Annotated in this window: 15 protein-coding genes; 1 reads left to right on the plus strand and 14 read right to left on the minus strand. The window is 69.3% G+C overall.

The genetic code is table 11. The features are described from left to right. Nucleotides 1-215: 215 nt before the first annotated feature. The 12 genes from ACIQM0_RS02420 to ACIQM0_RS02475 all read right to left on the minus strand — a co-directional run bounded on the left by ACIQM0_RS02420 (nt 216) and on the right by ACIQM0_RS02475 (nt 16,085). Complete coding sequence (locus tag ACIQM0_RS02420; protein ID WP_401282656.1) at nt 216-998, minus strand: TIGR03936 family radical SAM-associated protein; 783 nt, start codon at nt 996-998, stop codon at nt 216-218. 124 nt (nt 999-1,122) lie between these two features. Then, a complete protein-coding gene (locus ACIQM0_RS02425) occupies nt 1,123-2,148 on the minus strand; it encodes a hypothetical protein (protein ID WP_401282659.1) in 1,026 nt (341 codons plus the stop codon). A gap of 120 nt (nt 2,149-2,268) precedes the next feature. Continuing rightward, complete coding sequence (locus ACIQM0_RS02430) at nt 2,269-4,194, minus strand: TIGR03960 family B12-binding radical SAM protein (protein WP_401282662.1); 1,926 nt, start codon at nt 4,192-4,194, stop codon at nt 2,269-2,271. Nucleotides 4,195-4,379: 185 nt separating this feature from the next. After that, a complete protein-coding gene (rodA, locus tag ACIQM0_RS02435) occupies nt 4,380-5,570 on the minus strand; it encodes a rod shape-determining protein RodA (protein ID WP_401282665.1) in 1,191 nt (396 codons plus the stop codon). Next, nucleotides 5,570-7,735: a penicillin-binding protein 2 gene (mrdA, locus tag ACIQM0_RS02440; RefSeq protein ID WP_401282668.1), complete on the minus strand. Its 2,166-nt coding sequence runs from the start codon at nt 7,733-7,735 to the stop codon at nt 5,570-5,572. The genes rodA and mrdA overlap by 1 nt, the downstream gene beginning before the upstream one ends. A 61-nt stretch (nt 7,736-7,796) precedes the next feature. Then, the gene (gene mreD, locus ACIQM0_RS02445; RefSeq protein WP_363030850.1) at nt 7,797-8,462 is read right to left on the minus strand and encodes a rod shape-determining protein MreD; all 666 of its coding nucleotides are present in this window, start codon (nt 8,460-8,462) and stop codon (nt 7,797-7,799) included. An 11-nt stretch (nt 8,463-8,473) separates the two neighbouring features. After that, the gene (gene mreC / locus ACIQM0_RS02450; protein ID WP_401282675.1) at nt 8,474-9,520 is read right to left on the minus strand and encodes a rod shape-determining protein MreC; all 1,047 of its coding nucleotides are present in this window, start codon (nt 9,518-9,520) and stop codon (nt 8,474-8,476) included. A 99-nt stretch (nt 9,521-9,619) separates the two neighbouring features. After that, nucleotides 9,620-10,639: a rod shape-determining protein gene (locus ACIQM0_RS02455; RefSeq protein ID WP_024492993.1), complete on the minus strand. Its 1,020-nt coding sequence runs from the start codon at nt 10,637-10,639 to the stop codon at nt 9,620-9,622. 293 nt (nt 10,640-10,932) lie between these two features. Next, entirely contained in the window at nt 10,933-11,346 is a 414-nt protein-coding gene (gene ndk / locus ACIQM0_RS02460; protein ID WP_363030852.1) for a nucleoside-diphosphate kinase, read from the minus strand. Between the two features lie 116 nt (nt 11,347-11,462). Then, nucleotides 11,463-11,819, minus strand: coding sequence for a DUF4233 domain-containing protein (locus ACIQM0_RS02465; protein WP_385038568.1), 357 nt, complete (start codon nt 11,817-11,819; stop codon nt 11,463-11,465). Nucleotides 11,820-11,824: 5 nt separating this feature from the next. Beyond that, nucleotides 11,825-13,348: a bifunctional folylpolyglutamate synthase/dihydrofolate synthase gene (locus ACIQM0_RS02470; RefSeq protein WP_401282680.1), complete on the minus strand. Its 1,524-nt coding sequence runs from the start codon at nt 13,346-13,348 to the stop codon at nt 11,825-11,827. A gap of 115 nt (nt 13,349-13,463) precedes the next feature. Then, nucleotides 13,464-16,085 (minus strand): valine--tRNA ligase, encoded by a 2,622-nt coding sequence (locus tag ACIQM0_RS02475; protein WP_401282683.1) that lies wholly within the window; start codon nt 16,083-16,085, stop codon nt 13,464-13,466. A 140-nt stretch (nt 16,086-16,225) separates the two neighbouring features. Here ACIQM0_RS02475 and ACIQM0_RS02480 point away from each other — a divergent pair, with 140 nt between their 5' ends. Beyond that, nucleotides 16,226-17,203, plus strand: coding sequence for a hypothetical protein (locus tag ACIQM0_RS02480; protein ID WP_401282686.1), 978 nt, complete (start codon nt 16,226-16,228; stop codon nt 17,201-17,203). 75 nt (nt 17,204-17,278) lie between these two features. Here the strand turns inward: ACIQM0_RS02480 and clpX are convergent, their stop codons facing one another. Both clpX and ACIQM0_RS02490 read right to left on the minus strand, forming a co-directional pair. Then, the gene (clpX, locus tag ACIQM0_RS02485) at nt 17,279-18,577 is read right to left on the minus strand and encodes an ATP-dependent Clp protease ATP-binding subunit ClpX (protein WP_362963982.1); all 1,299 of its coding nucleotides are present in this window, start codon (nt 18,575-18,577) and stop codon (nt 17,279-17,281) included. 157 nt (nt 18,578-18,734) lie between these two features. After that, nucleotides 18,735-19,418, minus strand: a complete 684-nt coding sequence (locus tag ACIQM0_RS02490; RefSeq protein WP_363030857.1) for an ATP-dependent Clp protease proteolytic subunit — start codon at nt 19,416-19,418, stop codon at nt 18,735-18,737. Between the last annotated feature and the right edge of the window lie 154 nt (nt 19,419-19,572).

Below are 19,572 nucleotides of genomic sequence, written 5' to 3' on the forward strand. Positions count from 1 at the left end.
CGCGCTCCCGGGCGCCGCGCCTGATTCCGGTCCGGCACGGTCCGCATGATGTACGCGGTACCGCCGTCCGGGGCGCGGGCGCCGCACGGGGGCTGAATGTCTGGCTCGCCGGTTCCGTACGCGGTCTGCGTACGGCCTGGCGAAAGTCTTATGGGTCAGCGCGCGGCCCGGCCCAGGTGGCTCCCGAGTCCGAGGGCTGCGCTACAACGACCGCCTTACGCGGTGCCTGCACCTTCCGGCGCCGTCGCGACGGCGGTCCCGGTGGCCGTGGGTAGAGCGGCCGGGGCTGCCTCGCGGTCAGGCGCGAGCGGGTCGGTCACCGTGCCGGACTCCTCGTCGAAGAGCCCCTGCGCCAGCCTGGTCACCGCTGCGGGGACCGGCGGCGCCAGGTCGGCCACAACGCGAAGACCGGACAGGACGTCGTCAGGTCGTACGGCAGGTGTCACGTGCCGAACAACCAGCCGCAGTATCGCACAGGCCTTGACCCCGGGCCTATCAGACTGTTGATCAAGGGCCTGCAGGTCCACCACGGCGGACCGGGCGTCGAAGCTGCGCACGCCGTTCTTCGTACGGCGCTGGACCTCGACGGTCTCGGCCCCGTTGAAGGCGGCCACGGCCTTCTCCGCCTCCTCGACGGAGACCCCGTCCAGCCGCATCTCCCAGATGGAGGCGGTCAGCCGGTCGGCGAGACCCGAGGTGCGGGCCTCCACGGCGTCCGTGATGTCGAGACCGTCCGGCAGCGAGTTGTCGAGCAGCTCGCGCAGGACGTCGGGGTCACGCGCCTCGGTGAGGGCGATCTCCAGGAACTCGGCCTCGCTGCCCGTGCCGGTGGGGGCGGCATTGGCGTAGGACACCTTGGGGTGCGGGGTGAAGCCCGCCGAGTAGGCCATGGGCACCTGGGAGCGGCGCAGCGCCCGCTCGAAGGCACGCTGGAAGTCACGGTGACTGGTGAACCGGAGGCGGCCGCGCTTGGTGTAGCGCAGACGAATGCGCTGCACTGCCGGTGCGGGCGGCGGGCCTTCGGGCTGTCGCTTGCCCAGTGGTTCTTCTCCTAGGTGCGGGACGGACGCGGGTGACACGCCGCCCTCGAAATACGGGTGGCCCCGGGGTGTCCGTTCCGGCTCACCCCTGCTGGACGGAATGCTCGCCGGGCAGGGAGATCTCTGGTTCGGACGCCGCGCTGGGCACAGTCGTTGCATGGTGCGCAGTACCCAGGGTACGCGCAAGGGGGCTCCCCGGTTCCCGGGGCTCGGTCATGGGCGGCCCGCCGACCAGTGCCCGCCATGCGTCGCGGCGGGCCTGCCGGACGGTTGCGCGGGCCGTGCACATCGCGTCCAGGGCGGTCAGGCCCGCCGCGACGGCCGCCCGCCTCACCGGCGCCCAGACGGCGTCGCGCACGAGGTGACCCATCGGAGTGAACACCGTGCGGTAGGCCCAGGACACCGGCGCCCCGACCAGGCGCCACGCCAGCCGTGCCAGCACCCGGCCGACGGCCCGTGAGACGAATCCGGCGATCCGCCAGGCGACGCCGATCGCGGCGGCGATCTCCCGGCCCACGGGGGCCAGCACCCGCCGGTACGTCCAGGCGAGCGGAGTGACGAGAAGCACCGGGACGAGCAGGTCGAGACCGGCCCGCAGTGCCCGGAGGCCGGCGGCGATGCCGTGGCCCAGCGGGGTGAGCAGTTCCCGGTACGTCCACCCCGCCGGCAGGACGACCAGACACCGCGCCAGCCGGGCGGCGGCCGGCCCCAGCGGCACCAGGACGTACCGCCACACGCCCACCACCGGCAGCACGAGGACGACCTTGAGCAGCCATCCGGTCCCCGTGCGGATTCCGCGCCCGGCGGGGGCGAGCAGTGTCAGGTACACCCACCGCAGCGCGTGCCCCACCGGGGTCAGCACCCACTGCCACAGCAGGCGGGCCGGGGCCACCACGAGGACCTGGAACAGCCAGGAGAGCGCCCGCCCGAGCGGCCGGAGCACGGTGCGGTCGGCGGCGCGGGCGCAGGCGACGAGGGCGTCCCACACCATCCGGACCGGCAGGACCAGGACGAGGACCACGATCCGCACCGGAATCCTGACGAGGGTGGTCAGACAGCCGTCACCGCTCTCGTACCGCGCGGGCGCCTGGTGCTTCGCGTTGTCCATGCGGTGCATGACGCGATGGCCCGGCCGGAGGTTTCCCGGCCGGGCCATCGTCATCGAGCTGTCACCCGGCCGGAGCCGGGCGGTGTCACTTCACGACGTCACTTCACGACGTTCACGACGTCACTTCACGACCGTCAGCGGGAGGAGCTTCTTGCCCGTCGGGCCGATCTGGATGTCGAGGTCCAGCTGCGGGCACACCCCGCAGTCGAAGCACGGGGTCCAGCGGCAGTCCTCGACCTCGGTCTCGTCGAGCGAGTCCTGCCAGTCCTCCCAGAGCCAGTCCTTGTCGAGGCCGGAGTCCAGGTGGTCCCAGGGCAGAACCTCCTCGTACGTCCGCTCCCGGGTGGTGTACCAGTCGACGTCCACGCCGAAGCCGGGCAGCGTCTTCTCGGCGCTCTTCATCCACAGGTCGTAGCTGAAGTACTCGCGCCAGCCGTCGAAGCGGCCGCCGGCCTCGTAGACGGCGCGGATGACGGAGCCGACCCGGCGGTCACCGCGGGAGAGCAGGCCCTCGACGATGCCGGGCTTGCCGTCGTGGTAGCGGAAGCCGATCGAGCGGCCGTACTTCTTGTCGCCGCGGATCTTGTCCCGGAGCTTGGCCAGCCGGGCGTCGGTCTCCTCGACGCCGAGCTGCGGGGCCCACTGGAACGGGGTGTGCGGCTTGGGCACGAAGCCGCCGATGGAGACGGTGCAGCGGATGTCGTTCTGCCCGGAGACCTCGCGGCCCTTGGCGATGACGTTGACCGCCATGTCACCGATCTGCAGGACGTCCTCGTCGGTCTCGGTGGGCAGACCGCACATGAAGTACAGCTTCACCTGACGCCAGCCGTTGCCGTACGCGGTGGAGACGGTCCGGATCAGGTCCTCCTCCGAGACCATCTTGTTGATGACCTTGCGCATCCGCTCGGAGCCGCCCTCGGGGGCGAAGGTGAGACCGGAGCGACGGCCGTTGCGGGTCAGCTCGTTGGCCAGGTCCACGTTGAACGCGTCGACGCGGGTGGAGGGCAGCGAGAGCCCGATCTTGTCGTCCGTGTAGCGGTCCGCGAGGCCCTTGGCGATGTCGCCGATCTCGGAGTGGTCCGCGGAGGAGAGCGAGAGCAGACCGACCTCCTCGAAGCCGGTCGCCTTGAGGCCCTTCTCCACCATCTCGCCGATGCCGGTGATGCTTCGCTCCCGCACGGGGCGCGTGATCATGCCGGCCTGGCAGAAGCGGCAGCCGCGGGTGCAGCCGCGGAAGATCTCCACGGACATCCGCTCGTGGACGGTCTCCGCGAGCGGGACCAGCGGCTGCTTCGGGTAGGGCCACTCGTCGAGGTCCATCACGGTGTGCTTGGACACCCGCCACGGCACGCCGGACTTGTTGGGCACGACCCGGCCGATGCGGCCGTCCGGGAGGTACTCGACGTCGTAGAAGCCGGGGACGTAGACGCCGCCGGTCCTCGCGAGCCGGAAGAGCACCTCCTCGCGGCCGCCGGGGCGGCCCTCGGCCTTCCAGGCGCGGACGATCTCGGTGATCTCCAGGACGGCCTGCTCGCCGTCGCCGATGACCGCGCAGTCGATGAACTCCGCGATCGGCTCGGGGTTGAACGCGGCGTGGCCGCCCGCGAGCACGATCGGGTCGTCGAGGCCGCGGTCCTTGGCGGCCAGCGGGATGCCGGCCAGGTCCAGGGCGGTGAGCATGTTGGTGTAGCCGAGCTCGGTGGAGAAGCTCAGCCCGAAGACGTCGAACGCCTTGACCGGGCGGTGTCCGTCCACCGTGAACTGGGGCACCTTGTGCTCGCGCATCAGCTCCTCCAGGTCCGGCCAGACGCTGTAGGTGCGCTCGGCGAGGACGCCCTGGCGCTCGTTGAGCACCTCGTAGAGGATCATGACGCCCTGGTTGGGGAGCCCCACTTCGTACGCGTCCGGGTACATGAGGGCCCAGCGGACGTCGCACTCGTCCCACGGCTTGACGGTGGAGTTCAGCTCACCGCCGACGTACTGGATGGGCTTCTGCACATGCGGGAGCAGAGCTTCGAGCTGTGGGAAGACCGAATCGACAGACATCGCGAACTTTCGAGAGCCGGCAAGGATGACCATCCAGCGTACCGCGACGCTCAGCCTCCGCGTGCCGTCCGGATCTCCGCCGGGGCGCGGCGCGGGCGACCTCCGCCGCGTACCGGGCCCGCCATGAGTCGAATCCGGTGCCCTTCCCGGCAAGCGAGGCTTTCCGGGAAGGGCACCCGCACGGCTCAGGCCGTTATCGGCCGTTGCACCCTGATCGACTGGAGCAGTCCGATGGCGACCCAGATGGCGAACATCGAGGACCCTCCGTAGGAGACGAACGGCAGCGGCAGCCCGGCGACCGGCATGATGCCGAGCGTCATGCCGATGTTCTCGAAGGCCTGGAAGGCGAACCAGGCGATGATCCCGGCGGCGACGATCGTGCCGTACAGCTCGGTGGTCTCCCGGGCGATGCGGCAGGCGCGCCACAGGATGACGCCGAGCAGGACGAGGATCAGTCCGGCGCCGAGGAAGCCGAGTTCCTCTCCCGCGACGGTGAAGACGAAGTCGGTCTGCTGCTCGGGGACGAACTGGCCGGTGGTCTGGGTGCCCTGGAAGAGGCCGGTGCCGGAGAGGCCGCCGGAGCCGATCGCGATACGGGCCTGGTTGGTGTTGTAGCCGACGCCTGCCGGGTCGAGCGCCGGGTTGGCGAAGGCCGCGAACCGGGCGATCTGGTAGTCGTCGAGGAGCCCGAGCTGCCAGATGGCGACGGCGCCCGCGGTGCCCGCGCCGAGGAGTCCGAAGATCCATCGGTTCGACGCCCCGGAGGCCAGCAGCACACCGAGCACGATGACGACCATGACCATCACGGAACCGAGGTCCGGCATGCCCATGACGACGATCATCGGGACCGCCGCCAGGCCGAGGGCCTTGGCGACGGTGCGGTGGTCGGGGTGCGGCTGGTCGCCCGCGTCGACCCGGGCGGCGAGCAGCATCGCCATGCCGAGGATGATCGTGATCTTGGTGAACTCGGAGGGCTGGAGCGAGAAGCCGCCGGGCAGCAGGATCCAGGCGTGGGCGCCGTTGACGGTGGCGCCGAGCGGGGTGAGGACCGCCATCACGAGGAGCACGGACAGGCCGTACAGGATCGGCACCGCGCCGCGCAGGGTGCGGTGGCCGAGCCAGATCGTGCCGACCATCAGGGCGAAGCCGATGCCGGTGTTGAGGGCGTGCCTGAAGAGGAAGTAGTACGGGTCGCCGTGGGTGAGCGAGTCCCGTCCCCTGGTCGCCGAGTAGACCAGCATCGAGCCGATGAGGGAGAGCGCGACGGCCGAGCCGAGCAGCGGCCAGTCGAGCCGGCGGACCACCGAGTCCCGGGCGGTGAACCGGCCCCAGGCCGAGCGCTCGGGGGCGTACCGCTGGACGGAGAAACCGGCCATCAGTCGCGCCTCCCCAGGATCGCGGCGAGCGTCTGCTCGGCCGGCGGCTTACCCGCGTCCGGGTCGTACGGCTTGATCTTCGGGGTCTCGATGGTGCCGTCCTGCTGGATCTTCGGCAGGGACTTCTGCGGCGTCGGCAGCAGGGCCTTCTTGAGGTCCTGCTTGCCCGTGGCGTCGAGCCCGTAGATCGCGTTGTAGATGTTGCGCACGGCGGGCCCGGAGGCGCCGGAGCCCGTACCGCCCTGGGAGATCGTCATGACGACCGTGTAGTCCTTGGTGTACGTGGCGAACCATGAGGTCGTCTGCTTGCCGTAGACCTCTGCGGTACCCGTCTTGGCGTGCATCGGGATCTTGTCCTGCGGCCAGCCGCCGAAGCGCCAGGCGGCGGAGCCGCGGGTCGCGACACCCGCGAGGGCTCCGTCGATCTCGTTGCGCGTCTTCTGGGTGAAGGGCAGCTTGCCGTGCGACTTGGGCTTGATCGCCTGGACGGTCTTGCCGTCGCCGCTGACGATCGCCTTGCCGACGGTGGGGTCGTAGAGCGTGCCGCCGTTGGAGATGGCCGCGTAGATCGTCGCCATCTGTATCGGGGTGACGAGGGTGTCGCCCTGGCCGATCGAGTAGTTGACGGAGTCACCGGCACGCATCTTGTCGCCTTCGAGGCAGTTCTCGTAGGCGATCTTCTCGACGTACGTGCCGTCCTTCTTGCCCTGCTTGCACCAGGCGTCGTGGTTGGCCTTGGCGAAGTTCTTCTTCCACTCGCGGTCGGGGACGCGGCCGCTGACCTCGTTGGGGAGGTCGATGCCGGTCTCCTTGCCCAGGCCGAACTGGTGGGCGGTCTTGTAGAACCAGTCGTTGGGCTTCTTCTTGGGGCTGTTGCCGCCGTCCTTCTGCCACTCCTTGTGCGCGATGCCGTAGTACACGGTGTCGCAGGAGACTTCGAGGGCGCGCCCGATGGTGATGTCGCCGTAGCCCTGGGACTCGAAGTTCTTGAAGGTCTGGCCGCCGATGGAGTACGAGCTCGGGCAGGGGTAGTTGCCGTCGAAGGGGTATCCGGCGTTGACCGCGGCGGTCGAGGAGATGACCTTGAAGATGGAGCCGGGGGCGGCCTGGCCCTGGATGGCCCGGTTCAGCAGCGGGAAGTTGGAGTTCTTGCCGGTGAGCTTGGCGTAGTCCTTGCCGGAGATGCCGCCGACCCAGGCGTTGGGGTCGTAGTTGGGCAGCGAGGCCATCGAGACGACCCGGCCGGTCTTGGCCTCCATGACGACGACGGCACCGGAGTCGGCCTTGTAGTTCTCGCCGGTGTTGGTGTCGAACTCGGTGCGGGCCGTCTTCATGGCCTGGTTGAGCTCGTACTCGGCGACGGCCTGGACCCGGGCGTCGATGGAGGTGACGACGCTGGAGCCGGGCTCCGCCTTGTCGTTCTTCGCCTGGCCGATGACCCGGCCGAGGTTGTCGACCTCGTAGCGGGTGACGCCCGCCTTGCCGCGCAGCTCCTTGTCGTACGTGCGCTCCAGGCCGGACCGGCCGACCTGGTCGGAGCGCAGGTACGGCGAGTCGGTGTCCTGGGCCTTGGTGATCTCGTCGTCGGTGACGGGCGAGAGGTAGCCGAGGACCTGGGCGCTGTTGGCCTTGCCGGGTGCGGCGTAGCGGCGTACGGCGGTGGGTTCCGCGGTGATGCCGGGGAAGTCCTCGGCGCGTTCGCGGATCTGGAGGGCCTGCTGGGTGGTGGCCTCGTCGGTGACCGGGATCGGCTGGTAGGGCGAACCGTTCCAGCAGGGCTGCGGGGTCTTCGCGTCGCAGAGCCGGACCTTGTCGATGACGTCCTTGGGCTTCATGCCCAGCACGTCGGCGAGCCGGGTCAGCACGCCCTTGCCGTCGTCGTCCGTCTTCAGCAGCTCGGTGCGGCTGGCGGAGACGACGAGCCGGGTCTCGTTGTCGGCGAGGGGCACGCCCCGGGCGTCGAGGATGGAGCCGCGGGCGGCCGGCTGGACGACCTGCTGGACGTGGTTGTTCTTCGCCTCGTCGGAGTACTCCTGGCCGTTGCGGATCTGGAGGTACCAGAGGCGGCCGCCGAGGGTGAGCAGCAGGGAGAAGACGAGGACCTGGATGACGACGAGGCGGATCTGCACCCGCTGCGTCCGGCCCGTCTCGGGGATGTTGGTCACGGGGCGCCCCCGGTGGTGGTCGGGCAGGGGGCCCGGTGGGCGGCCCCCGGGGAATGCGGGCTCACAGTCGCTTGACTCCCTTGATCCGTCCGGCGCGTGCTGCCCGGTTCCGGGCGGCCTTGACGCGCAGTCCGCCGCGCTGGCTGCCGATCCGCAGACCGGTGCCCGCCGCGAGCCAGCCCGCCGTGGCGTCCTTGCCGCCGGAGGAGGACTCGGTGAGCGGGTCGTTCACCGTGCGTCTGGCCATCGCCATGATCAGGGGCACGGTGAACGGGGCGAGAAGCAGGTCGTAGACGGCCGCGGTGAACAGCAGGCTGCCCAGGCCCACGTGGCGGGCTGCCGTGTCGCCGACGAGCGCGCCGACACCCGCGTACAGCAGGGTCGACCCGATCGCCGCCGCGACGACCACGGCCATCGGCATGAAGGCCGACTTGAGCTGGCCGTTCTCCGGCTTGGCCAGTCCGGCGAGGTATCCGATGACGCAGAGGACCAGCGCGTACCGGCCGGCCGCGTGGTCCGCCGGCGGTGCCAGGTCCGCCAGCAGCCCCGCACCGAAGCCGATGAGGGCGCCGCTGACGTGCCCGTAGACGAAGGCCAGTCCGACGACGACCATGAGGAGCAGATCGGGCACCGCGCCGGGCAGCTGGAGCCGGGCGAGTACGGAGACCTGGACGACGAGTGCGATCACGACCAGGGCGATGGAGAGCAGAGTCCGGTTGACGCGCATGGGGATCAGCTCTACCTCTGTTCGTTTACCGCGTTGTCGGCGTTGGGTGTGGCGTTCCCGCTGGGGCTCGGGCCGCCGCTGGGGTCCGCGCTCTCGTGGATGTTCCCGACGACCTTGCCGCCGGTGTCCACGATGTCGCCGTTGGGCGAGATGGTGACCGTGACGGTCGGGGTGGGCTTCGGCTTGGCGGGCTTGGCCGGCTTCTTCGGCAGGACCATGTCGCGGGGGTCCTCGCGCGGGGCCTGGACGACGATGCCGACGATGTCGAGCTTGGTGAAGCCGACGTACGGACGGACGTAGACCGTACGGGTCAGGTCGCCGCCGGACGGGTCGACGCGGACGACCTCGCCGACCGGGACCCCGGGCACGAACGGCTTGTCCTTGCTGGACCCGAACGTGACGAGCCGGTCGCCCTTCTTGACCTTGGCCTTGCCGTTCAGGAACTGGACGGCCAGCGGGCGTGAGCCCTGGCCGGTGGCGAAGCCGAGTTCGTCGGTGGACTCCATCCGGGTGCCGACGGTGAAGTCGGGGTCGTTGGCGAGGAGCACCGTCGCGGTGTCCGGGCCGACGGTGGTGACCCTGCCGACGAGTCCGTCGCCGTTGAGGACGGTCATGTCGCGCTTGAGACCGTCCTTGGAGCCGGCGTCGATGGTGACCGTCCAGGAGAAGCCCTGGGCCGCTCCTATGGCGATGACCTCGGCGGCCTTGATGCCGTACTGTCCGGCGGCCGACTTCTTCAGCATCTTGTCGAGCTCGCGGACCCGGCTGCGGTTCTGGTCGTCGCTGCCGAGCTTGGCCTTCAGCGCGGCGTTCTGCTGCTCCAGTGCGGAGATCTTGTCGTGCCGTGCCCCGGAGGCGCGCACCGCCCCTATGGCGTTGCCCACCGGGTCGACGGCGGCCGCGACGCCGTTCTCAACGGGTCCGAAGACCGTGGAGGCGGCCTGCCGGGCGCCGTCCACCGGCGACTCCTCCCCACCGCGGATATCCACCGTGATCAGTGCGAATGCGATGGCGATCAGCAGCACCAGGAGCAGCCGGCTCTCTCGTGTGTCCCTCACGTGCGGCGGCCGTGCCTTCCTCGTAAGAATGTTCGTGCCTGTATATCAACGATCCTCCGCGCGGAGCGGCAGCGTCCGCGCGGAGGCTCGCGTGAGTTCCTACCGTCGGGGCTGGGCGTCCAGCACCTGCTGGAGCGCCTCGAACTCCTCGACGCACTTGCCGGATCCGAGCGCGACGGAGTCCAGCGGGTCCTCCGCGATGTGGATCGGCATGCCCGTCTCGTGACGGAGCCGCTCGTCCAGTCCGCGCAGCAGCGCGCCGCCGCCGGTGAGGACGATGCCCCGGTCCATGACATCGCCGGAGAGCTCCGGCGGGCACTTGTCGAGGGTCGTCTTGACCGCGTCGACGATCGCGTTGACCGGCTCCTCGATCGCCTTGCGGACCTCGGTCGCGGAGATGACCACGGTCTTGGGCAGGCCCGAGACGAGGTCGCGGCCACGGATCTCGGTGTGCTCGTCCTTCTCCAGCTCGAACGCCGAGCCGATGGTGATCTTGATCTGTTCGGCGGTGCGCTCACCGAGGAGGAGCGAGTACTCCTTCTTGATGTGCTGGATGATCGCGTTGTCCAGCTCGTCACCGGCGACCCGGATCGACTGGGCGGTGACGATGCCACCGAGCGAGATGACCGCGACCTCGGTGGTGCCGCCACCGATGTCGACGACCATGTTGCCGGTGGCCTCGTGGACCGGCAGACCCGAGCCGATGGCCGCCGCCATGGGCTCCTCGATGATGTGCACCTGGCGCGCGCCGGCCTGCGTCGACGCCTCGATGACGGCGCGTCGCTCGACCCCCGTGATGCCGGAGGGCACGCAGACGACGACCCGCGGGCGGGCCAGGTAGCGGCGCTTGTGGATCTTCAGGATGAAGTAGCGGAGCATCCGCTCCGTGATCTCGAAGTCGGCGATCACGCCGTCCTTCAGTGGCCGTACGGCAACGATGTTGCCCGGTGTACGGCCGATCATCTTCTTGGCCTCGGCGCCGACCGCCAGGATGCCGCCGGTGTTGGTGTTGATGGCCACGACGGACGGCTCGTTCAGAACGATGCCGCGCCCCCTGACGTACACCAGCGTGTTGGCAGTCCCGAGGTCGATAGCCATGTCACGGCCGATGAACGACATTGAGTTCCCCTTGTTCCCCATGAGGATGCGTCGGGCCTTCCCAAGCGAAAGCGGTGATGGCTTGATTTGGTAGGCGAGATGAGCGCTGCGGGCGTGGAAGCTTCCATCGTAGTGCCGGATACACCGACACAGCGCGAGGGTCCTTCGCCTTGTTGAGCAGAACGGGTGGCCGTCCCACTCATGGTGACGTTACGTCGGAGGGATGCGTTCCCGCGATCGGTGACCCTATGCCGAAGGGCGACCGAATTACTTCGGTCGCCCCAGGTCATGAGCGCTGTTTGGCGGAGCGGAGGTCAGGAAAGTCCCGGAAAGAACAGCTTCATTTCTCGCTCTGCGGACTCCTCGGAGTCCGAGGCGTGGATGAGGTTCTCCCGGGTGATCGTGCCGAGGTCGCCACGGATCGATCCGGGCGCGGCGGCGATCGGGTCGGTGGGGCCGGCCAGGGCACGGACGCCCTCGATCACCCGCTCGCCCTCGGCCACCAGTGCGACGATCGGACCGGACAGCATGAACTCGACGAGCGGCTCGTAGAACGGGCGGCCGACGTGCTCGGCGTAGTGCTGCTCCAGCGTCGCCCGGTCGAGGGTACGCAGCTCCAGCGCGGTGATCTTCCAGCCGGCCTTGCGCTCGATGCGGCCGACGATCTCGCCGACCAGACCGCGACGGACGGCGTCGGGCTTGAGAAGAACGAGGGTGCGCTGAGTCATGTGCGGCTCCTTGCAGGCATACGGGTGCGGTGAAGCGAGATTACAGGGGTGCCCTGACGGCCCGGCGGCCGGGTTTGCCCGCCGGGCAAGGGGGCGTGCACGGGCCGCGCGCCGGGTCAGCCCGCGGCGGGGGCCTGTGCTGCCTCCTGCGCGGCCCAGCGGGCCTTCGCCTCGTCGATCTTGCGGCCGTAGTGCACCGAGGCCCACCACAGGCCACCGAAGACCAGACCGAGGATGAACATCGTCGGCACCACGAAGCCACTGGCGACCAGCACGACCTGGAGCGCCCAGCCGAGCTGCACGCCACCGGGGCGGGTGATCACCCCGCAGAGCAGCACGGAGAGCAGCATGCCGATGCCGCAGACCGTCCACACCGTCGCGGACGACAGGTCGTCGGACTTCATCGCGACGAGTCCGGCGAAGCCGATCACGAAGAACTCACCGATCAGGGTCGATGCACAGAGCGTACGCACGTGGGTCAGCTCCTTCCCAGCAGCAGCCGGGCCTCGCCGACCGTGATCACGGATCCGGTCACCAGTACCCCGGCGCCCGCGTACTCGTCCTCTTCCTCGGCGAGGGTGATCGCCGCCTCCAGCGCGTCGTCGAGACGGGGTTCGACCTGGACCCGCTCGTTGCCGAAGACCTCGACGGCGACGGTCGCCAGGGCGTCCGCGTCCATCGCGCGGCCGCTGGAGTTCTGGGTGATGACGACCTCGGCGAAGATCGGCTCGAAGGCATCCAGGAGCCCCCGGACGTCCTTGTCGGCGCTGGCACCGACCACACCGATCAGCCGGGAGAAGCCGAACGCCTCGGAGATCCCCTCGGAGGCGGCGCGGGCGCCGGCCGGGTTGTGGGCGGCGTCCAGGACGACGGTCGGGCTGGAGCGGACGACTTCGAGACGGCCGGGCGAGAGGACCGCGGCGAAGGCCTTGCGGACGATGTCGGCGTCGAGCGATCCGGCCTGCTCGGCGCCGATCCCGAAGAACGCCTCCACGGCACAGAGCGCCACCACGGCGTTGTGCGCCTGGTGGGCGCCGTACAGCGGAAGGAAGATGTTGTCGTACTCGCCGCCGAGACCGCGCAGCGTCAGCAACTGCCCGCCGACCGCGACCTCCCGGGAGACGACACCGAACTCCATGCCCTCACGGGCCACCGTCGCGTCGGCCGCGACGGCCTTCTTCAGCATCACCTGGGCCGCGTCGACCGGCTGCTGGGCCAGGATGACCGTCGCACCCTGCTTGATGATCCCGGCCTTCTCCACCGCGATCTCGCCGGGCGTGGAGCCCAGCCGGTCGGTGTGGTCCAGGGAGATCGGGGTGACGACCGCGACCGTGGAGTCGATGACGTTGGTCGCGTCCCAGCTGCCGCCCATGCCGACCTCGACGACGGCGACATCGACCGGCGCGTCGGCGAACGCCGCGTACGCCATGCCGGTGAGCACCTCGAAGAAGGAGAGCCGGTAGGGCTGCTGCTCGTCGACCATCTCGATGTACGGCTTGATGTCCTGGTACGCCTCGACGAACCGCTCGGCGTCCATCGGGGCGCCGTCCAGGCTGATCCGCTCGGTGATCGACTGGACGTGCGGCGAGGTGTAGCGGCCGGTACGCAGGTCGAACGCGCCGAGCAGGCCCTCGATCATGCGGGCCGTGCTCGTCTTGCCGTTGGTACCGGTGATGTGGATGGAGGGGTACGCGCGCTGCGGGTCGCCGAGGACGTCCATCAGCGCGGCGATGCGCGCCACGGACGGCTCCAGCTTGGTCTCCCCCCAGCGCCCGGCGAGCTCGCGCTCCACCGCGCGCAGGGCCCTGTCCACCTCCGGGTCGGCGGGGCGGGCGGGGACCTCGTCGGCCTGGGGGCGCCCGGAGGCGGCGCGCAGCGTCCGGCTCCCGGCCTCGATCACCGCCAGGTCGGGGTCGCGCTGGGTCGCTTCGTCGACGATCTCCGCGAAGGTCTCGTCGGAGTCGGACGCGTCGTGCCGGTCGGAAGGGCGGGGCTCACTCACAGGACCAGTCTACGGATGAGCACCGACATCGCGCGCAGCGCCCGGCGGCAGGGGTACGACGGAGCCCCCGTACCCCTTGGCCGAGGGGTACGGGGGCTCCGGGCGGCGGGCCGGGTCAGGCCTGCGGCAGGGCCGCCAGCTGGCTGGTGATGCGCTCGATGTCGGTCTCGGCCTTGGCGAGCCGGCCACGGATCTTGTCGACCACGTTGTCCGGGGCCTTGCCGAGGAACGCCTCGTTGTTCAGCTTGCCGTTGGCCTGCGCCTTCTCCTTCTCGGCGGCGCCCAGGTCCTTCGTCAGGCGCTTGCGCTCGGCCTCGATGTCGATCGTGCCGGACAGGTCGAGCGCGACCGTGGCGCCCGCGACCGGCAGCGACGCGGTGGCGTGGAAGCCGTCACCGGCGGGCTGCAGGCGCAGCAGCTGGCGGATGGCCGCCTCGTGCGCGGCGAGCGGCGTACCGGTCAGGTCCAGCTCGGCCGGGACCTTCTGGCCGGGCTGGAGGCCCTGGTCGGAGCGGAAGCGGCGGACCTCGGTGACGACCTGCTGGACGAGCTCGATCTCCTTCTCGGCCGCGTCGTCCCGGAAGCCGCTGTCCTGCGGCCAGTCCGCGATGACGACGGACTCGCGGCCGGTGAGCGCGGTCCACAGCGTCTCCGTGACGAACGGGACGACCGGGTGCAGGAGGCGCAGCATCACGTCGAGGACCTCGCCCAGGACCCGGCCCGAGACCTCGGCCGGCCGGCCGCCGCCGAAGAACGTGGTCTTGGACAGCTCGACGTACCAGTCGAAGACCTCGTCCCAGGCGAAGTGCCGGAGCGCCTCACTGAGCTTGGAGAACTGGAAGTCGTCGTAGTACGCGTCGACTTCGGCGACGGTCCTGCCCAGCCGGGACAGGATCCAGCGGTCGGTCACCGACATCTCGTCGGCGGCCGGCAGCTCGCCCTCGATGGTGGCGCCGTTCATCAGGGCGAAGCGGGTGGCGTTCCAGATCTTGTTGGAGAACTTGGCGGAACCCTGGACCCACTCCTCGCCGATCGGGACGTCGACACCGGGGTTGGCGCCGCGCGCCAGGGTGAAACGGAGCGCGTCGGAGCCGTACTTGTCCATCCAGTCCAGCGGGTTGACCACGTTCCCGAAGGACTTCGACATCTTCTTGCCGTGCTCGTCGCGGACCATGCCGTGCAGCACGATCGTCTCGAACGGCGGGACGCCGTCGTTGACGTACAGGCCGAACATCATCATCCGGGCGACCCAGAAGAAGAGGATGTCGTAGCCGGTGACCAGGACGGAGTTCGGGTAGAACTTCGCGAGGCTGTCGGTCTGTTCGGGCCAGCCGAGCGTGGAGAAGGGCCACAGGCCGGAGGAGAACCAGGTGTCCAGGACATCGCTGTCCTGCGTCCAGCCCTCGCCGGTGGGCGCCTCGTCGTCCGGTCCGACGCAGACGACCTCGCCGTTCGGGCCGTACCAGACGGGGATGCGGTGGCCCCACCAGAGCTGGCGCGAGATCGTCCAGTCGTGGAGGTTGTCGACCCAGTCGAAGTACCGCTTCTCCATCTCCTGCGGATGGATCTTGACCTTGCCGTCGCGGACGGCGTCACCGGCCGCCTTGGCGAGCGGCTCGACCTTGACCCACCACTGGAGGGAGAGGCGCGGCTCGATGGTGGTCTTGCAGCGCGAGCAGTGCCCGACGGAGTGGACGTAAGGACGCTTCTCGGCCACGATCCGGCCCTCGGCGCGCAGGGCGGCGACGATCGCGGAGCGGGCCTCCAGCCGGTCCAGGCCCTGGAAGGGGCCGGGGACGGTGATGACGGCCCGCTCGTCCAGGACGGTGAGGAAGGGCAGGTCGTGGCGCTTGCCGATCTCGAAGTCGTTCGGGTCGTGCGCCGGGGTCACCTTGACGGCGCCGGTGCCGAACTCGGGGTCGACGTGGTGGTCGGCGACGACCGGGATCGTGCGGTCGGTCAGCGGCAGCTTGATCTGCTTGCCGACCAGGTGCCGGTAGCGCTCGTCGTCGGGGTGGACGGCGACGGCGGTGTCACCGAGCATCGTCTCGGCGCGGGTGGTGGCGACGACGATGGTCTCGTCGCCCTCCCCGTACGTCATGGAGACGAGCTCGCCGTCGTCCTCCTGGTACTCGACCTCGATGTCGGAGATCGCGGTGAGACAGCGCGGGCACCAGTTGATGATGCGCTCGGCGCGGTAGATCAGCCCGTCGTCGTACATCCGCTTGAAGACGGTCTGGACGGCCTTGGACAGGCCCTCGTCCATGGTGAACCGCTCACGGGACCAGTCGACGCCCTCGCCGAGGCGGCGCATCTGGCCGGAGATCTGGCCACCCGACTCGTTCTTCCACTGCCAGACACGCTCGACGAAGGCCTCGCGGCCCAGGTCGTGGCGGGACTTGCCCTCCTTGGCGAGCTCGCGCTCGACGACGTTCTGGGTGGCGATGCCGGCGTGGTCCATACCGGGCTGGTACAGCGCCTCGAAGCCCTGCATCCGCTTGCGGCGGACCAGCGCGTCGATCAGCGTGTGCTCGAAGGCGTGCCCGAGGTGCAGGGAGCCGGTGACGTTGGGCGGCGGGATGACGATGGAGTACGGGGGCTTCTCGCTGTGCTCGTCGGCCTCGAAGTAGCCGCGCTCCACCCAGCGCTCGTACAGCTTCCCCTCTACCTCGGCCGGCGTGTACTGGGTCGGCAGTTCGGGGTTGCTGGCTGGCTGCTGCGCTGCTTTCTCGGTCACGCCCCACAGTTTAGGGCCGTCACAGTCATGCACTGAAACCGGTTTGTTGAGTAACGGTGTGGCTCCCGGTGCCCCACCCCCGCGGGCCTTCCGTCAGGATGTTCGGAACGCGTAAGTATGACGAACAGGGGAAACCGCAGATGAGCTTCAACCAGCCGGGCCCGTACGACGGACAGCAGCCCCAGGGCCAGCCCGGACCGTACGGACAGCAGCCGGGCCCCTACGGCGGCCCGCCGCCGCAGGGCCAGCCGCAGGGCCAGCCCGGTTACGGGTACCCGCAGCAGGCCCCCCAGGGCGTCCCGCCGCAGCAGCAGCCCCCGCAGCCGGACTACGGCTACCCGCAGGCCCAGCAGCCCGGCCCGTACGGACAGCAGCCCCCCACTCCCCCGTACGGCGGCCAGCCGGCCTACGGCCAGCAGCCCCCGTTCCCCCCGGCCGGCGAGCCGAAAAGGAAGAAGACCGGCCTGATCATCGGCGGCGTGATCGTGGCGCTGGTGGTCATCGGCGGCGGGGTGTACGCGCTGACGTCGGGCGGGGGCAGCGGCTCCGTCGCGGACGACGGCAAGACGTACAAGCTGACGACGCCGGCAACGGTACTCGGCGGGGAGTACAAGAAGTCAGCCGCCAAGTCCGATGAAGAGAAGATGACGGACGAGGACATCAAGGAGGCTGAGGGCTGGGGCGTCAAGAATGCCAAGAACGTCAGCTCGCAGTACACCTCTGGCGAGGCAGCAAGCCAGAAGATCCTTCAGTTCAGCGGAGTCTACGGCGACATCGATGACCCCGAGAAGGTCATCGACGCCATGTTCGCCAAGATGAAGGAGGGGGCGGGGGAAGACAAGTCGGAGGGCGAACTTGTCGGCAGCCCGAAGGCCTTCACCCCGGCCGGGTTCGAGAACGGCGTCCTGAAGTGCCAGGAAGCCAAGGTCACAAATTCCAGCGGTGGAGCCAGCAAGTCCATGACCATCCCCACATGCATTTGGGGCGACCACAGCACGGTGGCCTACGTCCTCAGCATGGACACGGCCTCCCTGCTCGCGGGCAAGGGCATCTCACTGGAGACCGCCGCGGATAACGCGGCAAAGCTGCGCAACGACGTCCGCGTCGAGGTCAAGTAACTCGCGTCAACGCGAAGGGGCGCCCAGCCAGTTGACCTGGCCGGGCGCCCCTTCGCGTACGTCTCTACGCCACCGCTACGCGGACTTCTCGTGGCGGCCGTCGTCGTTCTTCCCGATCGTCCGCGGCTCGCGCGGGACCAGGGTCGGGTTGACGTTGTTGCGGACCACGTCCGAGGTGATGACGACCCGGGCGACGTCCTTGCGGGACGGCACCTCGTACATCACCGACTGGAGGACCTCTTCCATGATCGCGCGCAGACCACGCGCACCGGTCTGGCGCAGGATCGCCTGGTCGGCGATGGCCTCCAGTGCCTCGCGCTCGAAGTCCAGCTCCACACCGTCGAGTTCGAACAGCCGCTGGTACTGCTTCACCAGGGCGTTGCGCGGCTCGATGAGGATCTGGAGCAGGGCCTCGCGGTCCAGGTTGTGGACCGAGGTCAGGACCGGGAGGCGGCCGATGAACTCGGGGATCATCCCGAACTTCACCAGGTCCTCCGGCATGACCTCCTGGAACTGGTCGCTCGCCTGGATCTCCAGCTTGGAGCGGATCGTGGCGCCGAAGCCGATGCCCTTCGCGCCGGCCCGGGACTCGATGATCTTCTCGAGACCGGAGAACGCGCCGCCCACGATGAACAGCACGTTCGTCGTGTCGATCTGGATGAACTCCTGGTGCGGGTGCTTCCGGCCGCCCTGCGGCGGTACGGAGGCGGTGGTGCCCTCCAGGATCTTCAGCAGGGCCTGCTGGACGCCCTCACCGGAGACATCGCGGGTGATCGACGGGTTCTCGCTCTTGCGGGCGACCTTGTCGATCTCGTCGATGTAGATGATCCCGGTCTCGGCCTTCTTGACGTCGTAGTCAGCGGCCTGGATCAGCTTCAGCAGGATGTTCTCGACGTCCTCGCCGACATAGCCGGCCTCCGTCAGCGCCGTCGCGTCGGCGATGGCGAACGGGACGTTGAGCATGCGGGCCAGTGTCTGCGCGAGGAGGGTCTTGCCCGAGCCCGTGGGGCCCAGCAGCAGGATGTTCGACTTGGCGAGCTCGATCGCGTCGTCACGGCTCGTACCGCCGCCGTTCTCCCCGGCCTGGACCCGCTTGTAGTGGTTGTACACAGCGACCGAGAGAGCCTTCTTCGCGGGCTCCTGCCCTACGACGTACCCCTCGAGGAACTCGTAGATCTCGCGCGGCTTGGGAAGTTCCTCCCACCGCACCTCGGAGGTCTCCGCGAGCTCCTCCTCGATGATCTCGTTGCAGAGATCGATGCACTCGTCGCAGATGTACACACCGGGTCCCGCAATGAGCTTCTTCACCTGCTTCTGGCTCTTTCCGCAGAACGAGCACTTGAGCAGGTCGCCGCCATCACCGATGCGTGCCACGAGGTGCTTCCCCTTCGCCTGGGAGACGCCTGGTTCAGCGGCTCCTGGTGCCTCTATCCGACGGTACCTTGCCTGGCCCCCCGTTCGGGCCCCCCTTGGCACGGTTCACACGGCCGGGGCCGGGTGACCCTGCCGTACCAAGGGGTAAAGGCCGACGTCAGGCGGCCGCTCCTGCCGCGGTCTTGCGGGTCGCGACGATCTGGTCGACCAGGCCGTAGGCCAGGGCGTCATCGGCGGTCAGGATCTTGTCCCGCTCGATGTCGTCACGGATCTTCTCGATCGGCGTGGTGGAGTGCTTGGCCAGCAGCTCCTCCAGCTGACTCCGCATCCGCAGGATCTCGTTGGCCGCGATCTCCAGGTCGGAGAGCTGCTCACGGCCGGTCTGCGAGGACGGCTGGTGGATCAGGATACGCGCGTTCGGCAGCGCCAGGCGCTTGCCCGGCGTGCCCGCGGCGAGCAGCACGGCCGCGGCGGAGGCCGCCTGGCCCATGCAGACCGTCTGGATGTCCGGCTTCACGAACTGCATCGTGTCGTAGATCGCGGTGAGCGCGGTGAACGAGCCGCCGGGGCTGTTGATGTAGATCGAGATGTCCCGGTCCGGGTCCATCGACTCCAGGCACAGCAGCTGTGCCATGACGTCGTTGGCGGAGGCGTCGTCGATCTGCACCCCGAGGAAGATCACGCGCTCCTCGAAGAGCTTCGCGTACGGGTCGTACTCGCGCACGCCCTGCGAGGTGCGCTCCACGAAGCGCGGCACGATGTAGCGGTTGTCCACCTGCGGGCCGGTGTAGAGGCCGCTCGCGGAGGCGCCGGGGAAGTTGTTCATGTGGGTGTTCACCATCCTGGTGGCGTTCTGTGGGCCAGGGCCTGTTCTGAGTCGGCCCGTGGAAGAAGGAGCGTGCGTGCCGGGCGCCGCGACGCCGCGGGCCGGCTCGGAGCAGGCCCTGGGTGTCTCGGCGTACGAGAGATGCGGTGCGACGCGGTCCGGTGGGTAC

This window comes from Streptomyces sp. NPDC091387 (genome assembly GCF_044756945.1).
Taxonomy (GTDB): Bacteria; Actinomycetota; Actinomycetes; order Streptomycetales; family Streptomycetaceae; genus Streptomyces.